Origin of the sequence: Halococcus salsus (assembly GCF_009900715.1) — an archaeon.
Lineage (GTDB): Archaea > Halobacteriota > Halobacteria > Halobacteriales > Halococcaceae > Halococcus > Halococcus salsus.
In genome coordinates, this window is record NZ_JAAAJC010000001.1 from 1,216,683 (window position 1) to 1,236,175 (window position 19,493).

A 19,493-nucleotide genomic window follows, 5' to 3' on the forward strand; every position below is an offset into this window, starting at 1 on the left:
AGCCACTCGACCGAACTTCCGTACCGGTCGTTCCAGCGACCTCACGCCGATTCGATCGCGGTCCGCCACGCCGTCGGGATCGGCCGCGAGCGTTCCGCCTCGGCGTCGTAGACCACCTGGACCGTCTCCGCGGTGGCGGCCACCGTCCCGTCTTCGAGGCGGATCTCGTACTCCATCGGGACCGAGGACTCCCCGAGGTCGGGAACCGAGAGACCGACCGTGACCGTCTGGTCCGGGGAGATGGGCTGTCGGAAGTCGACGGTCAGCGACGCGAGAACGGTCTCGACCGCCGTGAGTCCCACACCGACGACCTCGCGGAAGTAGTCGGCGCGCGCCTGTTCGAGGTAGGTCGCGAAGACGGCGTTGTTCACGTGGCCCATCGCGTCGATATCGCGGAACCGAACCGGGATCGTGGTCTCGAAATCGTGTTGGGTTGTCATACCGATCGCTCGTCACGAGTCGTTTGTAACCCTGTCCATGTCCGCGAGCCCCGCATCGAGCTCGGCGACCGAAACAAGTGAACGAGTATCACCGAAAGGGAAATCGGGGCGCTCGCCCAACGGGGGACGATGATCATCACCGAGGTCGGTGACGGCTATCGGTTCGTGACCCAGCCGGACCACGCAGCGCTCTCCGGGCGGTTGGCGAGCCACTGGGGCAACGAGCGATTCGACGAGCCCGCCCCGCGTTCGGCGGTGTGTCTCGCGGCGACGCACCACGACCACGGCTGGCACGACTACGACCTGCGGCCGCACCGCGCCGACGACGGGACGCTCCGGGGCTTCACGAACGTTCCCGACGAGGAGTGGGTGTCGTTCTACACACGGGGGATCGAAGCCGTCGCGGCGGTCGACACGTACGCGGGTCTCCTGACGTCGATGCACGCGACCGGGCTCCATCGAGGTGGCTACGGCGTCCGCCCGTCGATCCCCGACCAGTCGGACGAACCACCCTACGAGTCGTTCATCGCGGAGCAGGAGCGCTTTCAGCGCGAGTGCCTCGCGGGGCTACAGGACGGCCGCTACGGCCAGTACGCCGGGGCGGACGAACGGGAGGTGCTCTCGAAGCTCCACGAGACCGGTACTATCGAGGAACTGGATGCGTCCGCGGCGGGGAGCCGACTCTGGCGGAACTACCTCCTGTTGCAGACCGTCGACGTGCTCTCGCTCTACCTCTGTGGCTCGGCCTCGCTCGAACGAACGGCGGTCGGTCCCGCGCCGACGGTCGACTCCGAGACGGCTTCGCTCACGATCGAACCGCTCGGTCCGTCGACCGTTGGGGTGGAGCCATCGCCGTTCGATACCGCCCCGTTCACGGTGTCCGTGCCGACGCGAACCGTTCCCGAGTTGGACGGAGACTCGGCGGACGAGAACGAGTTGGTCGCGGCGTTCTACGGTGCGGAACAGCGATCGGTCGAGTTCACGCTTCGCTGACCGCGGGAAAGACGGTCTTCGCGACGACAGCCGTCGATGTCGAACGACCCACGAACGACGGATTTCAGCGAAGCGGCGGAGACGAGGTGACCATCGAGTTCGAAGCGGTAGTCACTCCACCCCGGAGTCCCTCTCGCGACCGATGAACACCGCATGGCTGTACCTCGTCGTCGCCGGGGTGTTCGAGACCGGCTGGGCGATCGGCCTCGAACTCTCCGACGGGTTCACCGAACCGCTGCCGAGCGTCGCCACGGTCGTCTCGATGGCGATCAGCGTCGTCCTCCTCGCGAAGGCGGTCCAGTCGCTCCCGATCGGGACGGCGTACGCGGTCTGGACCGGCATCGGCGCGAGCGCGACGGCCCTCCTCGGGATCGTGCTCTTCGGCGAGTCGTCGAGCGTCGCCCGGCTCGGCTTCATCGCGCTGATCGTCGTCGGGGTGATCGGTTTGGAGATCACCGGGAGCGGAAACGGCGTCTGAAGAACGGTTCGGTCTCCACGATCGCACGACCGTCGGCGGACGGCCGCTTACCAGTCCAGGCTGCCGCCGCTCTGGTACTCCGTGACCTGAGTCTCGAAGAAGTTCTTCTCCTTGTTGAGGTCGACCTGCTCGGACATCCAGGGGAACGGGTTCTCGGTGCCGTACCGTTCGGGGAGGTTCAGCTGTTCGAGCCGCCGGTCGGCGATGTGCTCGACGTACTCGGCGAACTGGTCGGGGCTCATGCCCAGTATCTCGTCGGGACAGGCCTCGTAGGCGTAGATCTTTTCGAGGTCGACGGCGTCGGCGATGAGGTCTGCGACTTCCTCGCCGAACGCCTCGGTCCAGACGCCGGGATGCTCCGTCCGGATCTGGTTGATGAGGTCGACGCCGAACCCCACGTGGAGCGACTCGTCGCGCATGATGTACTCGAACTGCTGGCCGATGCCGACCATCTTGTTCTGGCGTTTCAACCCCAGCATCATGGCGAAGCCGGCGTAGAAGAAGACGCCCTCCATGATGACGTAGAATCCAACCAGGTCCCGGAGGAAGTTCCGGAGGTCCTCGTCGGTCTCGATGGTGAAGTCGTCCTGATCTATCACCTGCGTGAGGTCGACGACGGATGGGACGCGGTCGTACATCCCGTAGAGGTACTCGGGGTCGAAGCCAAGCGAGTCACAGCAGTAGATGAACGTGTCCGTGTGGATGGCCTCCTCGTAGGCCTGTCGGAGCAGGTACTGGCGGCACTCCGGGGCGGTCACGTAGTCGTAGACCGCGAGCACGATGTTGTTGGCGGTGAGGGACTCGGCGGTCGAGAAGAACCCGAGGTTCCACTCGATGAGCTGGCGCTCCGCGTCCGAGAGCTCGCCGCCGTTCCACTGGGTGACGTCGTCCTGCATCGGGATCTCCTCGGGCACCCAGTTGTTGTTGACCCCGGCCTCGTAGTACTCGCGCGCCCAGTCGTAGTCGATCGGCAGGATCTTGTTCGGGTCGTGTTCGGCGTCGGTGTTGAGGATCGGCATTGGTGGAAGGAGGAAGTGATAGTTGTTACTGACAGGCTTCGCAGGTCGGGTCCTCGACGCGACAGAGGTCGTCACCCTCGTCTTCGGGCCGGCCACCGTCGGAGGCCATCCCCTCGGAGCCACCTCTGTGCTGGGTCTTACCGTACTCGGACATGTCCAGCGTGGACTTCTCGATCTGTGAGGCCCCGAGCGTGCGGAGGTAGTAGGTGGTCTTCAGCCCCAGCCGCCACGCCGTCTCGTAGACGTCCGTGAGGAGCGAGCCGTCGGTCGAGGGGAAGAAGACGTTGTGCGAGACCGACTGGTCGATCCACGTCTGGCGGTGGGCCGTCAGGTCGAGCTGGTGGCGCGGGTCGATCTCGAACGCCCCACGGTAGAGCTCCTTCAAGTCGTCGGGAACGGCGTCGATCTCCTGGATGGAGCCGTCGTGGTACTTGATCCGGTCGACCATCTCCTGGTCCCAGAGGTCGCGCTCTTTCAGGTCCGAGACCAGTTGGTCGTTGACGATGGTGAAGTCCCCCGACATGTTCGACTTGACGTAGAGGTTCGAGTAGAGGGGCTCGATCGAGGGTGTCGTGCCGTTGATGGTCGAGACGGTCGCGGTGGGCGCGATCGCCATCGTGTTCGAGTTCCGCATCCCGTGGTCGTCGATCTGCTCGCGCACGACGTACCAGTCCAGCGTCTCCTCGCGTTCGGTCGGTATCGTCCGGCCGCGTTCGTCCTCGAGGAGGTCGACGGTGTCCTGCGGGAGGAGTCCACGGTCCCACTTCGAGCCCTCGTAACTCTCGTAGGCCCCGCGCTCCTCGGCGAGCTTCGAGGAGTTGTAGATCGCGTGATAGGAGACGAACTCCTGCCAGCGGTTGGCCTTCTCGATGGCCGCTTCCGAGTCCATCGGGACTTCGAGTTCCATCAGCGCGTCGTGAAAGCCCATCGTCCCGAGACCGACCGGCCGGTGTTTCATGTTGGAGTTCTCGGCCCGGTCAGTTGGGTAGAAACAGAGATCCACGACGTTGTCGAGCATCCGCATCGCGGTCTCGATCGTCTCGGCGAGGTACTCGCGGTCGAGTTCGCCGTCTTCGATGTGAGTGGCGTAATTGATGCTGCCGAGGTTGCAGACGGCGGTCTCGTCCTGGCTCGTGTTGAGCGTGATCTCCGTACAGAGGTTCGAGGAGTGGACGGTTCCGACGTGGTCCTGCGGCGAACGGATGTTACAGGGGTCCTTGAAGGTGAGCCACGGGTGACCGGTCTCGAACAGCCGGGTGAGCATCTGCCGCCAGAGCTCCTCAGCATCTAACCGTTCGTACTGGCGAAGTTCGCCGTCCTCGGCCATTCGCTCGTACTCCTCGTAGCGCTGCTCGAACGCGGACCCGGTGAGATCGTGGAGGTCGTCGACCTCGTCCGGCGAGAACAGGGTCCACTGTTCGCCGTCCTCGACGCGTTTCATGAACAGGTCGGGGATCCAGGTCGCGGTGTTCATGTCCGGCGTCCGGCGGCGCTCGTCGCCCGTGTTCCGCCGGAGGTCGGTGAACGCGGGGTAGTCGAGGTGCCAGCAGGCGAGATACGCACACGCCGCGCCGCGTCGCTTGCCCGAGCGATTGATCGCGGAGGTCACGTCGTTGCTGATCCGGAGGAAGGGGATCACGCCCGTGCTCTCGACACCGGTGGACTCGATGAGCGCGCCGCCCGCCCGGAGGTTGGTCCAGTCGTTGCCGAGGCCGCCCGACCACTTCGAGAGCTGTGCGTGGTGTTTGTAGGCGTCGAAGATACCCTCCAAATCGTCCTCGACGGTCGTCAAATAACACGACGAGAGCTGCGGGTGGGTCGACCCGCTGTGGAATAGGGTTGGAGTAGAGGGCGTGAACTCCAGCTTCGAGAGCACGTCGTAGAACTCCTTCGCCCGTGCCTGTGGGTCGTCCTCTTCTATCGCCAGTCCCATCGCGATCCGCATCCAGAAGGCCTGCGGGAGTTCGAGTTGTTCGCCGTTCTGCTCGGTCTTGAGGAAGTAGCGCTGGTAGAGCGTCGACATCGCCATGTACTCGAATTTGCCATCTCTATCGATCTCGAGGTAGTCGGCGAGGTCTTCGAGGTCGAAGCGCTCGACGAGCCGCTCGTCGAGGAGGTCGAGGTCGATGGCACGTTCGAGGTTCGCCGCGAACGTGTCGCGGTAGGCACGGTCGAGGTCGAAGCCGGTGAGGTCCTCGCCCAGGATCTCCCGATAGTATCGCTGGCGGAACACCTCGCCGGCGATACGTTTGAACGCCGGCTCGCGCTCGACGCGTCCGGAGAGGGCCTGGAGCGTCGCCTGGTAGACTTCGTCGGGGCTCGCCCCCTCGTAGATGCTGTGTTCGACCTCCGTGATGAGGTCGTCGCGTGCCGCTTCGGGGAGGGCTCCCTCGTACTCGCTTCGTGCTCTGTCGAGGATCGATGCAACGTCGACGGCGTTCGTGGTTTGCTGGCTCATGTGTTTGGTCGGTCGGCTGGTTCGAAATCATCGACTTCCGCATCGAGAACGGCGTCGAGCTCCTGGAGGAACTCCTCGGGTTCGGAGAAGGCCTTGTAGACCGAGACGAATCGGATGTAGGCGACCTTGTCGACGTCGCGGAGGTGCTCCGAGACGAGTTCGCCGACCAGCCCCGACGAGACGATCCGCGTCTCGCGGTTCTGGAGGCCCGTCTCGACCGTGTCGACGAGGTCCGTCACGGTCTCGTCGGTGACACGGCGCTTCTCCACCGCCCGTTCGATGCCCGAACGGAGTTTGGAGCGGTCGAACGGCTCGATGGCCCCGTCGCGCTTTTTGACCTGGAGGGAATCCCACTCGGGCCGTTCGTAGGTCGTGAAGCGAAACGAACAGCGCTGACACTCCCGCCGACGGCGCACGGCCATCCGGTCGGCGCTCGTCTCGGTGTCGATGACGCGCGTTCGGTCGTCGCCGCAGTCCGGGCATTGCATTGTTGTCACTCATTCCACAGGTCGTCGCCCCACATACCGGGTGTGGGCCCGCTCGACCCCAACATCTGGTGTCCACCACGTACACATAAAACTTCCCCAACTAGCTTGAAGAAAATCAATTTAATTTGTTCTCATCGGCTTCTGGACACGGTCCCACGACGATGGAACGGCATCGCCGATGGGTGGATTCCGCTCGCCTGGACTACTGTTCGACCGTGCTGGCGAGCGCCCGCCGTCGGTCCCGGCGTTCGGTCAACGCGGCGTCACGGAGCCGTTCCTGCGCGGTCGTCGGACAGCGGAGTTCGGGAACCGGGTCCGGGCTCTCGTCCGCGTCGAGCGCGATGAAGGTGAAGAACGAACTCGCCGTCTCGTTGCGCTCGTCCTTGCTGGGTCGTTCCGCCCGGACGTCGATCTTGACGTCCATGCTCGTCCTCCCGGTGTCGTAGACGTAGCCCTCGACCGTCACCACGTCACCCAGCTCTATCGGTGCGAGGAAGTCGACGTGGTCCATCGAGGCCGTGACCACCTGGCGATGGGAGAACCGCCGTGCCGCGATCGCCCCGCAGATGTCCATCCAGTGGAGTATCGAGCCGCCGAGCGCTCGACCGAGGTTGTTGGTGTCGTTCGGCATCAGGATCTCGCTCATCTCCGTATAGGATTCCTGCAAGGTCGTCGCGTCCGCCGAGTGAGATTCCGGCATGAGCCGCGTTGTCGGAAGGGGTACAAAACACTGTTCAATTTGTCTTAGAACAACCAAAATTGTGTTTCGTTGCACCGATCACTCCGACTTCGCGAACCGGTGGCCCCTCAGCGCGGGTCGACGTGCCGGTGTTCGGGGATCGGTATCGTGCGACCGCTCGACGGCGAAACGACCACCGGCAACCCCTCGAATCCCGCCGACGACGAGAAGCCCACGATGGCCGCGTCGGTGACCTCGCCGCCGCGGAGGTAGGGCACGAACCCCTCGGGGGCCTCGAAGGCGATCCGGTCACCGACCGCGTAGCGCCGAGCCCACGGCGGGATCGATTCCCGCATGTCGACGTACCCCATCACGCCCGCGAGCGTCCGATACGTTTCCATGAGGACGAGTACTCCGGTCAAACCGAGGGACGGGAGACACTTAGCGCGTTCGCCGGAGAGAACCGTGCCGTCTGACGGGCCGGGGACGGGCATGCCCGACCGCTGAGCGGTGACGACCATAGTTGTCCTCGAATTGGAGGAGGTCACAGAGCCTGACCAAACGTTATAGTGGATCGGGACTCAGCTGGGGTATGACGATCCTCGTCGCCTACGACGGGTCGGGTCCGGCACAGCAGGCCGTCGAGTACGCGGTTCGAAACGGCAGCACTGAGGAGATCGTTCTCCTGCACGTCGTCGAAGTCCCCACGGGACTGATAGACGCAGGCATCGACTTCGTTCAAGAACAGCTCAAGGAGGAACGGGGCGAGACGACGGGAGCCGTCTCCGACGAACTCAAGGAGTTCCTCAGGGCCGAAGACGTCGAGTTCCGTTTCGAGACCGCTTTCGGGAAGCCGTCGCGGGAGATCGTCTCGTTCGCCGAGGAGCACGACATCGAGACGATCGTCGTCGGCAGTCACGGACGGGAGAGCGTCTCCCGGGTGCTGTTGGGAAGCGTCGCCGAGAACGTCGTTCGTCGGTCGCCGACGACGGTGACCGTCGTTCGGTGAGCTTCGGGACCTCCCCCCGTGTCGTCGACCCCGTTTCGCCCCCGGAATCGAGGGCATGGTCCGCGATAGTCCCCCACCTGATTCCGACTTCGAACCGGGGCGACCTACGTCCCCGCGACACTCCGGTCGGAGTCCACCGCGGACGAACCGAACTACTCGAACGCTGATCGTGGACACAATATCTTGATCGTAGCACGATTCACCGGATGGAATATTCGAGAGTACGATTGTTGGATTTCTTTCCTCAATAAGGATTCGAGACGAGGGACCTCCCTTCGAGAACGTTTCCGATGGACGGAAGAAGCTTACTTTGTTTTGTTTCGGCACTCTCCCCAAACTCCCGCGGGGATCTCGACTGAGGCACACACCGGACGAGAGGTCGAAGACGACGACTGCGGATACCGGAAAGCGACGGGTAGCAGGAGACCACTGTGTTTCCGTTTTCTACACCGCTCGAAACGACCGGTTGCTGTCGATCGAGTTCACGACCTGCCCTCCGCTGTCGTCCATCGTCGGTGTGTGAAATCCAGCGCCGATTCGGTGGCTGTGAGACGGGGGTTCGAGAGCCTCGATTAATTATTTGTGTCCGTGAATGGGTCGTGTATCGACGTCTTCGGCGGTCGATCTCGACTCAGCTATCAGTCGACGTACGGGATACCGACGCCGTACCAGTCCGGTCCCTCGCCGACCCACTGGTGGCTGGTCGCCGGGCCGAGTTCGTCCTCCTGCCACTCGATCGTCTCCCTGTCGAGTGTCATCGACTCTCGGCATCGGTCCCTTGATGAAATACGTTCGTATTCCACACGGTTTTCTCTGGGGACACCCGCTCCGTCGTCGAATGGCGTAGTGGGTTCGGGCTGAGTGCTCGTCACGAATTTCGTTTTCAAAAGTAAAACTCGGCCGGTCTATCGTCGATGGTTCCGGATACCTCGGATGGATGTACTCGTTCGTTCCCGGCGAATCGTCGCGGTTCGGAACGGAGCGAACGACGAGTGGCTTCCGGTGATTTCCGGGATCGAAAAGCGTGCGCCCGTCAGATGGTCGTGATGCGCTCGTGGCGCTCGTCGAGGCCGGCGGCGTCCTCGGGGAGGAGGGCGACGACGAGGTACTCGGCGTAGTCGCTGAAGTACTCGACGAGTGCGGCGATCCGGTCCGAGTCCAGCGCTTCGAGCGAATCGAGTACGATAAACGGGAGGTTCTCGTGGAGTTCGTGAACCAGATAGCCCGCGAGCGCGAACACGAGCCCTGTGACCTCGCGTTCGCTCTCGGAGAGGTGGTCGATCGTGTCCTCGTAAGTCCGGCCGTCGTCGGTGCTCCGGACCACGTGGAGGTCGAAGACGCTTCGCTGGACCTTGCGCCGGCCCTCTCGCACGGTCCGCTCGGTTCGTTCGATCCAGATCCGGTCGATGTTCGCGTACTCGAGGATCCCGAGGATCGTCTCCATGTGGTCGTTGAACTCCTCGACCGCTTCGGATTCGAGCTGCTCGATCCGGGTTCGGAGGTCGGCGAGCTCGTCCTGGAGGTCGGCGCGCTCCCGTTTGAGCTCCTCGCGCTCGTCGAGCTGCTCCTCGACCGATTCGACCTCCTCGTCGACGTCCTCCAGGTCGTTTTCGAGCCGCCCGAGTTCGAACTCGAGCTGGTTCGCCTCCTTGTGGAGGTCGAGCAGTTCGCTGTGGTCCTGGTCTTCGAGTTCGTCGACGTCGGCTTCGAGCTCACCGATCTCGTCTTCGAGCCGGTCGCGTTCGCTCGTCAGGTCGTCGATCGTGTCCTCGCGCTCGTCGACCTCGCGGTCGATGTCGTCGAGTTTGCGCTGGAGGCGCTCGTGCTGGTCGCGCTCGTTGCGGAGCGCATCGCGCTGCGAGGTCAACTCGTTGAGTTCGGTGTTGAGTTCGTTGCGCTCGTGGGCCTTCTCCTCGCGGAGCGAACGGAGGCTTTCGAGGGTCTCGTCGATCGCCTCCCGGTCGACCTCGCTCCCACAGGTCCAACAGACGGTCGTCTCCTCCTCGTCGGCGAGCAGCTGGTCGGTGAGTGCACCGTCCTCGTCCCCGCCCCCGTTCGCGGCGGTTCGCGGGGCGGTCTCCTGCAGCGCGGTCTGGAGCTCGGGGTTGTCGCCGTCGAGCATCTGCTCGTTGAACTGGAGCACCCGCTGGAGCTGGGAGATCGTGGATTCGAGCGACTGCTTGTGGTTCCGGAGTCGCTCGATCTCCGAATCGAGTTCGGAGATGTCCCCGGCGGGTGTCCCCGAGAGGTCCGCTATCTCGGTTTCGAGGTCGTCGCGCTCGTCTTCGAGCGCCTGGATGCTCTCGCGCTGTGTGTCGATTCGATAGCGGACGTTGTCGAGCTCCGACCGGGTCGACTGGAGGTCGTCGAGCGCGTTCTCGAAGGCGGACTTCTGCTCGCGCGTGTCGTCGACGGTGCTGTCGGCGTTCTCGATCTCTGTGTTCTTCGCTTCGAGGTCGGCACGTTTGTCCTCGATCCGGTCTTCGAGCCGTGTGCGCCGTTGTTCGAGCTCCGGGAGTCGGTCGTCGAGCGAATCCAGCCTGTCGAGCCGGTCGTCGAGGTCGCGTTTGCGGGTTTCGAGCCGCGTGATCTCGGCCTGGATGGCGTCGGTGTCGACCGGACGCATGATCACTTCACGGAGGTCGTCGCCACGTGCGACCGCCTGGCGCGCCTCGTTGTTCTCGAGGAGGAAGGCGAAGAGGTCGGCCCCTTCGGGGTCGTCGAGATACGGCTCCCCACCCATCACGACCGTCCCCCGTTCGCGTTCGAGCGCCCGTCGATACACGTTCTCCCCGAGCGTGAGTTCGACGTATCCTTCGTCCGAGTCCCCCTTCAGCGAAGCGTGTTCGCTCCCGAGAGCAGCCATGATAGCCTGGAGGAACGAGGTTCGATTGGTCGCGTTCCGCCCCGTGAGGATAGTCACACCTGGGGAGAACGAGATCTCCGTCTCGGAGATCCCCCCGATATTGCTTGCCTCTATCTCGGCGGGGTGTTCTGCAACACTTGTCTGGCTCATGTTATAGCACCCAACGCAACCCCGTTACTAAAGCATTGTCATCCGGAATGACCGAGAGACACATCGACACCGTACTGAAATCCGAAGTTCCGACAATACTTCGCACAATATTCCAAAAATGCGGACGATCTGGCGATGGTATCCGAAATACTGCTTCACTGCCCCGATCATCGGGCAGAACGACATTTTTGAGTGTCCTGAATCGATGCACGGAAGGCGGGCAGCGGACCTTCAGAGCTCGGACTGGCTAGCGAATATCGGTAGGTCCTGTAACAAGCATAGACCTGTTATGGTATCGCTGGAAAACGGTCGCGTGAGTGCTCACGTTGCCCTTCTCGCTCAGGAGTGACTATCCGACTCATCGAGGGACGAACCCCAAGGGATTCGATCGTTTTCGTTCAAGAAAATCCAGTCACTTCGGAGTCCTTTCGATGGACTGATAGCCCCCGAGGACGAGATCGACGGCGTCTCGTTCCCCACCTATCCCGAGGGCTACCCGAGCGAAAAACGCGACGACTTGACCGCCGAGGAGACACTCAAACCGCGCCGGAGAAAGCGACCGTCGTGGAGCGAGAGCTGATTCGTGCCGTCGGACCCGATAAGCCCCGCGACGGTGTGGAGGGACCACTCCTCATTCGAAGAAGCGCTCGATCGCCGCTGTGCGCTGGAGCGTTCCGGTATCGGTCCGTGGGAGGAGCTCCGTAGTGAGCGCGTACCGTCGAGGTCGCTTGAAATCCGCGAGGTCGTCGTGGTCGAGACAGAACCCATCGAGTTCGGCTTCGGTGACCGCTTCGGTCGTCGAAATCACCGCGCACAGGGCCTCGCCCCACTCCTCGTCCGGTCGGCCGAAGACGACGGACTCGCGCACGGCGTCGTGGCCCTCAAAGATCCGCTCGATCTCCTGTGGGTAGACGTTCTCGCCGCCGGTGATCACCATGTTGTCTACCCGGTCGACGACGTGGAGATAGCCCCCCTCGTCGACGTGAACGACGTCGTTGGTGCGGAGCCATCCATCGACGAACAGCGTCTCCGCGGCCGGTGGATCCCCGAGATAGCCATCGGTCATCGCGGGGCCGCGTGCGAGGAGTTCGCCGGTTTCACCGGGATCGACCACCGATTCGGCGTCGGGAAGTTCGCCGGGCGAGGCCGCCTCCACGACTCTGAGTTCCCACATGAACGATTCCGTCCCGATGGTACCGGTGTGGTCGGTCTGTCGCGATGGATGGGCGAACGCGAGGTTCGGCCCACCTTCAGTGAGGCCGTAGGTGTTGTAGACGCCCTCGGTGAGGTGTTCCGACGCGCGCCGGATCAGCCGTGGCGTTACGACCGAACCGCCAGTACGGATATACGACAGTGTGTCGACGTCGTATTCCGCTTCGACCTGGGCGTCGATCATCGCGGTCAGCTGCGTTGGCACCGCGAGCAGTCCCGTGAGGTCGTGGTCGGCGATGTGTTCGAGCGCGGTCTCGGGGTCGAACGTGGGCTGGAGCACGAGCGTCGCGCCGGCCTGGAGGTGCGGAAGTATCCACGCGTCGGTCGTCACCATGTGGAACCACGGCGTCGTGACCAGCGCACGGTCGGTCTCCTCGATGCTCATCTCCATGATGACCTGGGTGCTGCCGTGCCACAGCTGCTCTTGGTCGAACAACAACGCCTTCGGGTCGCTGGTGGTCCCACTGGTGAAGAACACACCGTACTCGTTTCCCGTTCGGTCCGGCTTTTCCTCAGGTGCCGTATCGAGAGCGGTTCCGTAGTCCTCGACCAGCGGGCGCTCGATAGAGCCGTCGCCCGTCCGGAGCGCACAGTCGAGGTCGGTCCGGTCGAGGACGGTCCGTGCGAGGTCGGCGTTTGCATCGTCGAAGACGAGCCCTGACGCGTCCGCCGTGTCGAGCATGGCTTCGATCTCCGCCGGGGTGCTCATTGCGTCTTGGTCTTGCCGCCACACGACAAAAGCCCATCGCAACACGCACCTTTCGGGGACGTTCTCGTCGTGAAACGCGGTGGCCCGTTTCGCGAGGATGGGGAGGGTGGGAAGGGAAAAATAGCGCTGCTTTTGAACCGAAATCCTATTGGTCGCATTCCTGGTACCATGTAGCATGCACGAAACGGACGTCGTCACGACCGAAGGCGGGTTCGAGGCGGTCGCCCACGGGGTGGCCGACGGAACCCGGGTTCCGGTCGAGGTTCGGGTCGCCGTCGACGACCCGTTCGACGCCTACCGCCGCGCTCGACGGGGCGGTGGGCAGTGGGACTTCTACCTCGAAACGACCGGCGGGCAGCCCGGCTGGGGCTACTTCGGGGTCGACCCGGTCGACCGGCTCGAAGTCACGACCGACGAGACGCCGACGCTCGCGGCGCTCGCGAACCGACTCGGCGAGGAGGAGCTCGCGCGTGGCTCCTGTGACGTCCCGTATCCCTGCGGCGCGGTCGGCTGGCTCTCCTACGACGTCGCCCGCGAGCTCGAAAGCCTCCCGACGAGCGCGACCGACGACCGCGAGCTGCCAACGCTTCAGCTCGGGGTCTACGACCGGGTCGCCGCCTGGGAACACGGCGGCGACCCGGACGACCGAACCACGCTCCGGGTCACTGCCTGCCCGCGGGTCGGTGGAGCCACGGCGACCGAGAGCGGCTCCGGGACGAACGGAGCCGATCGGGCTGCGACGGCGTACGAGCGCGGGCGTGAGCGAGCGCTCGACCTGGTTCGGCGGCTGGTCGACGGCGACCCCGCCGTCGGGGAACCGCCGGTCGCCACCCGAACGGCGCGGTTCGAGAGCGACTGCGGTCGAGCCGCGTTCGCCGACCGGGTTCGACGCGTCAAGGAACACGTTCGGGACGGGGACACGTTCCAAGCGAACATCTCCCAGCGGCTCGTCGCCCCGGCCGCAGTCCACCCCGTCGAGGCGTTCGCCGCCCTCCGGGACGTCAACCCGGCACCCTACTCCGCCCTGCTCGAATTCCCCGGCGTCGACCTGGTCAGCGCGAGCCCCGAACTCCTGTTCGCCCGGGACGGCGACCGCCTCTCGACCGAACCGATCGCGGGGACGCGACCACGCGGTGCGTCCCCCGAGGCCGACGCGGCGTACGAACGCGACCTCCTGACCGACGAGAAGGAACGCGCCGAGCACGCCATGCTCGTCGACCTCGAACGGAACGACCTCGGGAAGGTCTCCGAATACGGCTCGGTCGACGTCACCGAGTACCGCCGCGTCGACCGCTACTCCGAGGTCATGCACCTCGTCTCTCAGGTCGACGGGACGCTTCGAGAGGATGCGGGCCTCGCCGAGGCGGTCGCCGCCCTCTTTCCCGGCGGCACGATCACCGGCGCGCCCAAACCCCGGACCATGGAGATCATCGAGGACGTCGAAGCCACCCGTCGCGGCCCGTACACGGGCTCGATCGGTATCTTCGGCTTCGACGACCGCGTGACCATGAACATCATCATCCGGACGCTGGTCCGCCACGGCGACGAGTACCACCTCCGTGCGGGAGCCGGGATCGTCCACGATTCGGTTCCCGAGCGGGAGTACGAGGAGACGCTCTCGAAAGCCCGTGCGCTCGTCTCGGCCGTCGACGAAGCGCTCGGTCGGACGGCGGACCTCTCGATCGAGCAGACGGACCCCGGAACCGAGCACGACGAAGCGGCGGGAGCGGAGAGCGAACGAGGGGGGCCGGCGGCGCGATGACGATACTGGTCATCGACAACTACGACTCGTTCGCCTACAACCTCGTCCAGTACGTCGGCGTCCACACCGACGTCGTGGTCCGGCGGAACGATGCGATCGACCTCGCCGGGATCGACGCGCTCGACCCCGACGGGATCGTCGTCTCCCCCGGTCCGGGGAGCCCGGAGTCGGCCGGCGTCTCCGTCCCGATCTTCAGGGACCTCGACTATCCGACGCTCGGGGTCTGCCTCGGTCACCAGGCACTCTGTGTCGCCAACGGCGCTCCCGTCGGCCACGCCGAGTCGGTCGTGCACGGGAAGTCCTCGACCATCTCGCACGACGGAAGCGGGGTGTTCGAGGGTCTCCTGGACCGGTTCGACTGTGGTCGATACCACTCGCTCGCCGTGCGACGGGCGAACCTCCCGGACTCGCTGGTCGAGACGGCGACGACCCTCGACGAGGAGGCGGTCGTCATGGGCGTTCGCCACGTCGACCGCCCGCACGAGGGCATCCAGTTCCATCCCGAGAGCGTGCTCACGGACGTCGGGGAGCAGATGATGGCCACGTTCTGTGACCGATGCGAGGGAAGTGACTCGTAGTATGGAGCGATACTACCACGTCGACGGGGAACTCCGGCCGGCCGACGAGGCGACGGTGAACGTCCGTGACCGGGGATTCCTCTACGGCGACGCGGCCTTCGAGACCCTGCGGGCCTACGGCGGGACCGTCTTCGAGTGGTCGAGGCACCTGGAGCGGCTTCACTCGACCGCGGAAACGCTTGGAATGGGCGATTCGGTGCCGGACGAGGAGGACCTGCGGGCGCGCGTCCGTGAGACGCTCAGCGCGAACGAACTGACGGACGCCTACGTTCGTCTCTCGGTCACCCGAGGCGTGCAGCCGGGGAAGCTCACCCCGGACCCCGACGTCGACCCGACGGTCGTCGTCATCGTCGACGGACTCCCCCGAGGGGGCACGGCGGGGACGTCCGTCTGGGACGACCGGGCCGTCGTTCGCACGGTCGAGACCCGCCGTGTGCCGGACGAAGCCGTCCCGGCGACCACGAAGACGCACAACTACCTCAACGGGATCCTCGCCCGGCTCGAACTGCGCCGGGCCGGAGCCGACCCGGCCGAACCATCGGACTCGACCGCCGACGAGGCGCTGCTCCGCGACGGGGAGGGATATCTCGCCGAGGGCACGACGAGCAACGTCTTCTTCGTCGCCGACGGCGTGCTTCGGACGCCGAGTACGGACGGGTCGCTCCTCCCCGGCGTGACCCGGTCGGTCGTGCTCGACCTCGCCCGCGATTCGGCCGTCCCCGTCGAGACGGGACGGTACACGATTCGGGATCTCCAGTCGGCCGACGAGGCGTTCCTGACGAACACGACGTGGGAGATCCGGCCGATCGCCGCCGTCGACGGCGTCGAGTTCTCGGAGGATCCGATAACCCGCCGTCTGCAGGACCGGTTCGACGAGCTGGTCGAGGATCGGCACTACTGACCCCGCGGGATCCGGACCAACGAGGGAAACCGGCGAAACGTATAAGCCACCTGGAGAAGCGATCGTAGTCGTCATGGACCAGCGCAACGCTTTCAAACGAACCGTCGAGAGCGGCGAGGTCGCCTTCGGCGCACGGGCATCGACGTTCTCGCCGACGGTCATCGAGGTGTTCGGCGAGCTGGGGTTCGACTTCGTCTGGCTCGACTTCGAACACATGGGGCCGAGCCCCTACGACAGCCGCGTCTTCGAGGACCTCACCCGGGCGGCCGAGGCCGGCGGGACCGAACTCTTCGTCCGACTTCCGTCGGGCGACCCGTCCCTCATCCGGAAGGTGCTCGATGCGGGCGTCCGGACGCTTCTCATCCCCCGGGTGGACACCGCCGAGGAGGTCCGGGCGGCCGTGGAAGCCACCCGGTTCGTCTACGAGGGCGAACCCGGCGAACGGGGCATGGCGAGCGGTCGCGCCCGTAACTGGGGCAGCAGCAACGCGTACGTTCAGACCGAGGACGAAGAGGTGTGCATCGGGGTGATGGTCGAGAAGACCGGTGCCGTGGAGGCGATCGACGAGATCCTGTCGGTGCCGGAGCTCGGCTTCGTCTTCGTCGGTCCCTCCGACCTCTCGGTGCAGCTGGGCCATCCCACGGACAAGACCCATCCGGAGGTGCTCGATACGATCGAGGGAATCGAGGCGGCCTGTCGGTCGGCGGGGGTCCCGATGGGGAAGATAGCCAACGAACCAGCGGCCATCGAGGACGCCATACAAGCCGGCTATCGGATCGTTCGGATGGGCGGGGACCTCGCCTCGATCCGAACGACGCTCCGGGAACGGCTGGCGGCGGTCGAACGGGAGTGATCGACCCTGTTTCGGGCCGTGGCGCTCTACGACACGCGTGGCGGCCGCGGGGGGAGCGCCATCGACACCGGACCTGTTCGTGTCGGTGCGACGGTTGATTTTTACGTGATTGGCCCGTTCCCTCACGTGGCCATGCAAAACGACTTGGCGACCGACGCGGGCTGGAACGCCCTCTACGTCGACGGTGAGTGGACGAGCGGCGAGAGCGGGGAGACGATCTCGGTCGAGGACCCATCAACCCGTGAGACCGTCGCCGAGGTCCCCGCCGCGACCGAGGCGGACGTCGATGCCGCCTACGAAGCGGCGGCGGCAGCACAGCACGAGTGGGGGGCACAGCCGCCGGCACGACGACAGGAGGTCGTCCAGCAGCTCATTGGGGTCATGCAGGACAACAGTGACGAGATCGTCGAACTCCTGCGGGACGAGGTGGGCGGGGCGTCGATTATGGGTGAGACGTCGATCCAGATCGCGGCCGACCACGCGAGCGAGGCCGCGACCCTCCCGCGGCGGATGAAGGGCGAGTACGCCGATTCGAACATCCCCGGAAAGGAGAACATCCTTCGGCGTGGTCCGAAGGGTGTCGTGACGGTCATCTCGCCGTGGAACTTCCCGCTCAACCTCTCGATGCGCGCCGTCGCACCCGCCATCGCGGCCGGCAACAGCGTCGTGTTGAAACCCTCGACGGAAGCGCCGATAACGGGCGGGCTGCTCTTCGGCGCGCTCTTCGAGATGACCGACCTCCCGCCCGGCGTGCTGAACGTCGTGACGGGCCGTGGTTCCGAGATCGGCGACCGCGTCGCGGGCCACCCCGAGAGCGACGTCGTCGCGTTCACCGGTTCGACCGAGGTCGGCCAGCACGTCTCCGGGATCGCGGGCGAGAACCTCGCGGTGCCAGCGATGGAGCTCGGCGGCAACAACGCCCACGTCGTGACCGCGGACGCCGACCTCGACCGGGCGCTCGACGGGGCCACGTTCGGGTCGTTCGTCCACCAGGGGCAGGTCTGCATCTCGATCAACCGCCACATCGTCCACGAGGACGTCTACGACGAGTACGTCGACCGACTCGTCGACCGTGCGGAATCCCTCGCCACCGGAAGCGCCCACGAGGCGGAGACGATAGTGGGGCCGATCATCAACGAATCCCAGCGCGACGAGATGCTCGACTACGTCGAGGAGACGGTCGATGCGGGTGCCACGCTCGAAACCGGTGGTGGGACCGTCGACCTCGACGGGGTCGACGACTCGCTGGTGGTCGAACCAACGGTACTGTCGGGCGTGACCAACGAGATGGCCGCCGCCTGCAACGAACACTTCGGCCCGGTAGCGCCGGTGATCCCGTTCTCGACGGTGGACGAGGCCATCGCGATCGCCAACGACACCGAGTACGGGCTCTCGGGCTCCGTTCACGCCGGCGACCTCGACGTCGGCATCGACATCGCCGAGCGGATGGAGACCGGCAACGTCCACATCAACGACCAACCGATCAACGACGAGGCGCACGTCCCGTTCAGCGGTATCGGCGCGTCCGGCGTCGGAACGTACAACAGCGACGCGTTCCTCCACGAGGTCACCGAGACGAAGTGGATCTCGATCCAGCACGAGGAACGCGAGTACCCGTTCTAGCGCCCCCGGTCCCCGACCGGGGCCCGTCGTGCGGTGACGACCGGGTATCGAGTCGTCGTTCGGTGACGGAGTCCCTCCCTCGCGAGTAGCATCCATCCGCTGATATCGGATAAATGTCGAGAAAGAGTCAGAAGTCGAGATCGTTGGTGATCGCTGGCTGCTGATGGGTGCCGGTCGTCGTTTACGCGACCTCACGGTTCGGTCCCGTTCGGTGGACGTAATGCCAGTAGCGTTGTTACGACCTCGTTGCAGCCGGGGAGATGCAACGTCGACGGAGGACTCTTGCATACGAGATTATCGGACCGACTCCCTATCGAAGGAACCGACCGCTGCTATCGGAAGACGAGGGAAACCCCTTCGAGACGAACGTTTATTGTCCCATCGAGCTAGGTATCACGGAATGACACCGGAAATCCACTCCCTGGGCCACGTCGCGCTCGAAACCCCCGACCTGGATGCATCGTTGTACTTCTTTCGCGACTCGGTGGGGTTGGAGGAGGTCGCACGGGTCGACGACACCGTCTATCTCAGGGGTGTCGACGAGTTCGACCACCACTCGCTCAGCCTGACCGCCGCCGAGGAACCGGGTGTCGACCACATCGGCTGGCAAACGGTCGACCACATCGAGATCGAGGCGAGCGACGCGGACGAGATGGCCGATTTCCTGAAGACGCTCGGCTACGAGGAGGTGCGCACCACCGAACACCACGGGACTTCGTACGAACTCCAACCCGCCGACTGGGAGGGCCCGATCATCGAACTCCACACCGTCGAGGGCGAGGAGACGCCGGGCATCAACCACATCGCCTTCGCGACCGACGACATCGAGGACGTCACGCAGACCCTAAAGAACGAGGACGTCGATCAGGTCTCCGATCCCTACTACGTCGAGAAGACGGGTCGGACGATCACCAACTTCCGGGACCCCGACGGCCGCCGGTTTCAGGCGGTCTCGTCCGAGGAGTAGCCAACTACACGACCGGTTCTTCGTTCATCGTGAGTTCGCCGATAGGTGGGAGCGAAGCCACGAGCATCGCTGGAAACCCGACCAGTATCGCCCGCTCTGCTCGCTGGGGGAACGTTTCCCGACGGGGACGAGTTCCTGGCAGTGTCTCTGTACGATGGTGGTGCTCGTATCAGACAAGAATATCTGAGGCCACCATGCCGACGACATCGCGTGCAGCAAGAGGTTGGCGTCGATCTCGATGAACGTCACGGGACAGTGATAACAGCCGCTCGTGAAACGATACCAACGGATAACCAGGGTATTCGTTT

Annotated in this window: 17 protein-coding genes; 9 read left to right on the plus strand and 8 right to left on the minus strand. The window is 64.7% G+C overall.

Annotated elements, in window-relative coordinates; all coding sequences use genetic code 11:
• Positions 1–41 precede the first annotated feature (41 nt).
• Positions 42–440, minus strand: coding sequence for an acyl-CoA thioesterase (locus GT355_RS06315; RefSeq protein ID WP_160133820.1), 399 nt, complete (start codon positions 438–440; stop codon positions 42–44).
• Positions 441–569: 129 nt separating this feature from the next.
• On the opposite strand from GT355_RS06315, the gene GT355_RS06320 reads away from it, so the two are divergent.
• Together GT355_RS06320 and GT355_RS06325 are read left to right on the plus strand one after the other, a co-directional pair.
• Positions 570–1,433, plus strand: coding sequence for a DUF3891 family protein (locus GT355_RS06320; RefSeq protein WP_240145734.1), 864 nt, complete (start codon positions 570–572; stop codon positions 1,431–1,433).
• Between the two features lie 142 nt (positions 1,434–1,575).
• Positions 1,576–1,911: a DMT family transporter gene (locus GT355_RS06325; protein ID WP_160133821.1), complete on the plus strand. Its 336-nt coding sequence runs from the start codon at positions 1,576–1,578 to the stop codon at positions 1,909–1,911.
• Between the two features lie 47 nt (positions 1,912–1,958).
• On the opposite strand, the gene GT355_RS06330 is transcribed toward GT355_RS06325, so the two are convergent.
• The 5 genes from GT355_RS06330 to GT355_RS06350 all read right to left on the minus strand — a co-directional run bounded on the left by GT355_RS06330 (position 1,959) and on the right by GT355_RS06350 (position 7,076).
• Positions 1,959–2,930: a ribonucleotide-diphosphate reductase subunit beta gene (locus GT355_RS06330; protein WP_160133822.1), complete on the minus strand. Its 972-nt coding sequence runs from the start codon at positions 2,928–2,930 to the stop codon at positions 1,959–1,961.
• A 25-nt stretch (positions 2,931–2,955) separates the two neighbouring features.
• Positions 2,956–5,388 carry a ribonucleoside-diphosphate reductase subunit alpha gene (locus GT355_RS06335; protein ID WP_160133823.1) on the minus strand — a complete coding sequence of 811 codons (2,433 nt, stop codon included), beginning with the start codon at positions 5,386–5,388 and terminating at the stop codon, positions 2,956–2,958.
• Complete coding sequence (nrdR, locus tag GT355_RS06340; protein WP_160134016.1) at positions 5,385–5,876, minus strand: transcriptional regulator NrdR; 492 nt, start codon at positions 5,874–5,876, stop codon at positions 5,385–5,387. Before nrdR ends, GT355_RS06335 begins: the two co-directional genes overlap by 4 nt.
• Positions 5,877–6,078: 202 nt before the next feature.
• A complete protein-coding gene (locus tag GT355_RS06345) occupies positions 6,079–6,576 on the minus strand; it encodes an acyl-CoA thioesterase (RefSeq protein WP_160133824.1) in 498 nt (165 codons plus the stop codon).
• 107 nt (positions 6,577–6,683) lie between these two features.
• Positions 6,684–7,076, minus strand: a complete 393-nt coding sequence (locus GT355_RS06350; protein WP_240145735.1) for a hypothetical protein — start codon at positions 7,074–7,076, stop codon at positions 6,684–6,686.
• A 71-nt stretch (positions 7,077–7,147) separates the two neighbouring features.
• Here GT355_RS06350 and GT355_RS06355 point away from each other — a divergent pair, with 71 nt between their 5' ends.
• On the plus strand, positions 7,148–7,564 hold the full coding sequence (locus GT355_RS06355) for a universal stress protein (protein ID WP_160133825.1): 417 nt from the start codon (positions 7,148–7,150) through the stop codon (positions 7,562–7,564).
• Between the two features lie 1,033 nt (positions 7,565–8,597).
• Here GT355_RS06355 and GT355_RS06365 read toward each other — a convergent pair.
• Together GT355_RS06365 and GT355_RS06370 are read right to left on the minus strand one after the other, a co-directional pair.
• Positions 8,598–10,580 (minus strand): archaea-specific SMC-related protein, encoded by a 1,983-nt coding sequence (locus GT355_RS06365; RefSeq protein ID WP_160133826.1) that lies wholly within the window; start codon positions 10,578–10,580, stop codon positions 8,598–8,600.
• A gap of 631 nt (positions 10,581–11,211) precedes the next feature.
• Entirely contained in the window at positions 11,212–12,501 is a 1,290-nt protein-coding gene (locus tag GT355_RS06370; RefSeq protein ID WP_240145736.1) for a class I adenylate-forming enzyme family protein, read from the minus strand.
• A gap of 175 nt (positions 12,502–12,676) precedes the next feature.
• On the opposite strand from GT355_RS06370, the gene GT355_RS06375 reads away from it, so the two are divergent.
• From GT355_RS06375 to GT355_RS06400, 6 genes are all read left to right on the plus strand, one after another.
• Positions 12,677–14,263 (plus strand): anthranilate synthase component I family protein, encoded by a 1,587-nt coding sequence (locus GT355_RS06375; protein ID WP_160133827.1) that lies wholly within the window; start codon positions 12,677–12,679, stop codon positions 14,261–14,263.
• Positions 14,260–14,841, plus strand: coding sequence for an anthranilate synthase component II (locus GT355_RS06380; RefSeq protein WP_160133828.1), 582 nt, complete (start codon positions 14,260–14,262; stop codon positions 14,839–14,841). The genes GT355_RS06375 and GT355_RS06380 overlap by 4 nt, the downstream gene beginning before the upstream one ends.
• A 1-nt stretch (position 14,842) precedes the next feature.
• On the plus strand, positions 14,843–15,742 hold the full coding sequence (locus tag GT355_RS06385) for an aminotransferase class IV (protein WP_160133829.1): 900 nt from the start codon (positions 14,843–14,845) through the stop codon (positions 15,740–15,742).
• A 73-nt stretch (positions 15,743–15,815) separates the two neighbouring features.
• Entirely contained in the window at positions 15,816–16,595 is a 780-nt protein-coding gene (locus GT355_RS06390; protein WP_160133830.1) for an HpcH/HpaI aldolase family protein, read from the plus strand.
• 132 nt (positions 16,596–16,727) lie between these two features.
• Positions 16,728–18,218, plus strand: a complete 1,491-nt coding sequence (locus GT355_RS06395) for an aldehyde dehydrogenase family protein (protein WP_160133831.1) — start codon at positions 16,728–16,730, stop codon at positions 18,216–18,218.
• A gap of 400 nt (positions 18,219–18,618) precedes the next feature.
• Positions 18,619–19,185: a VOC family protein gene (locus GT355_RS06400; protein WP_160133832.1), complete on the plus strand. Its 567-nt coding sequence runs from the start codon at positions 18,619–18,621 to the stop codon at positions 19,183–19,185.
• Positions 19,186–19,493 lie beyond the last annotated feature (308 nt).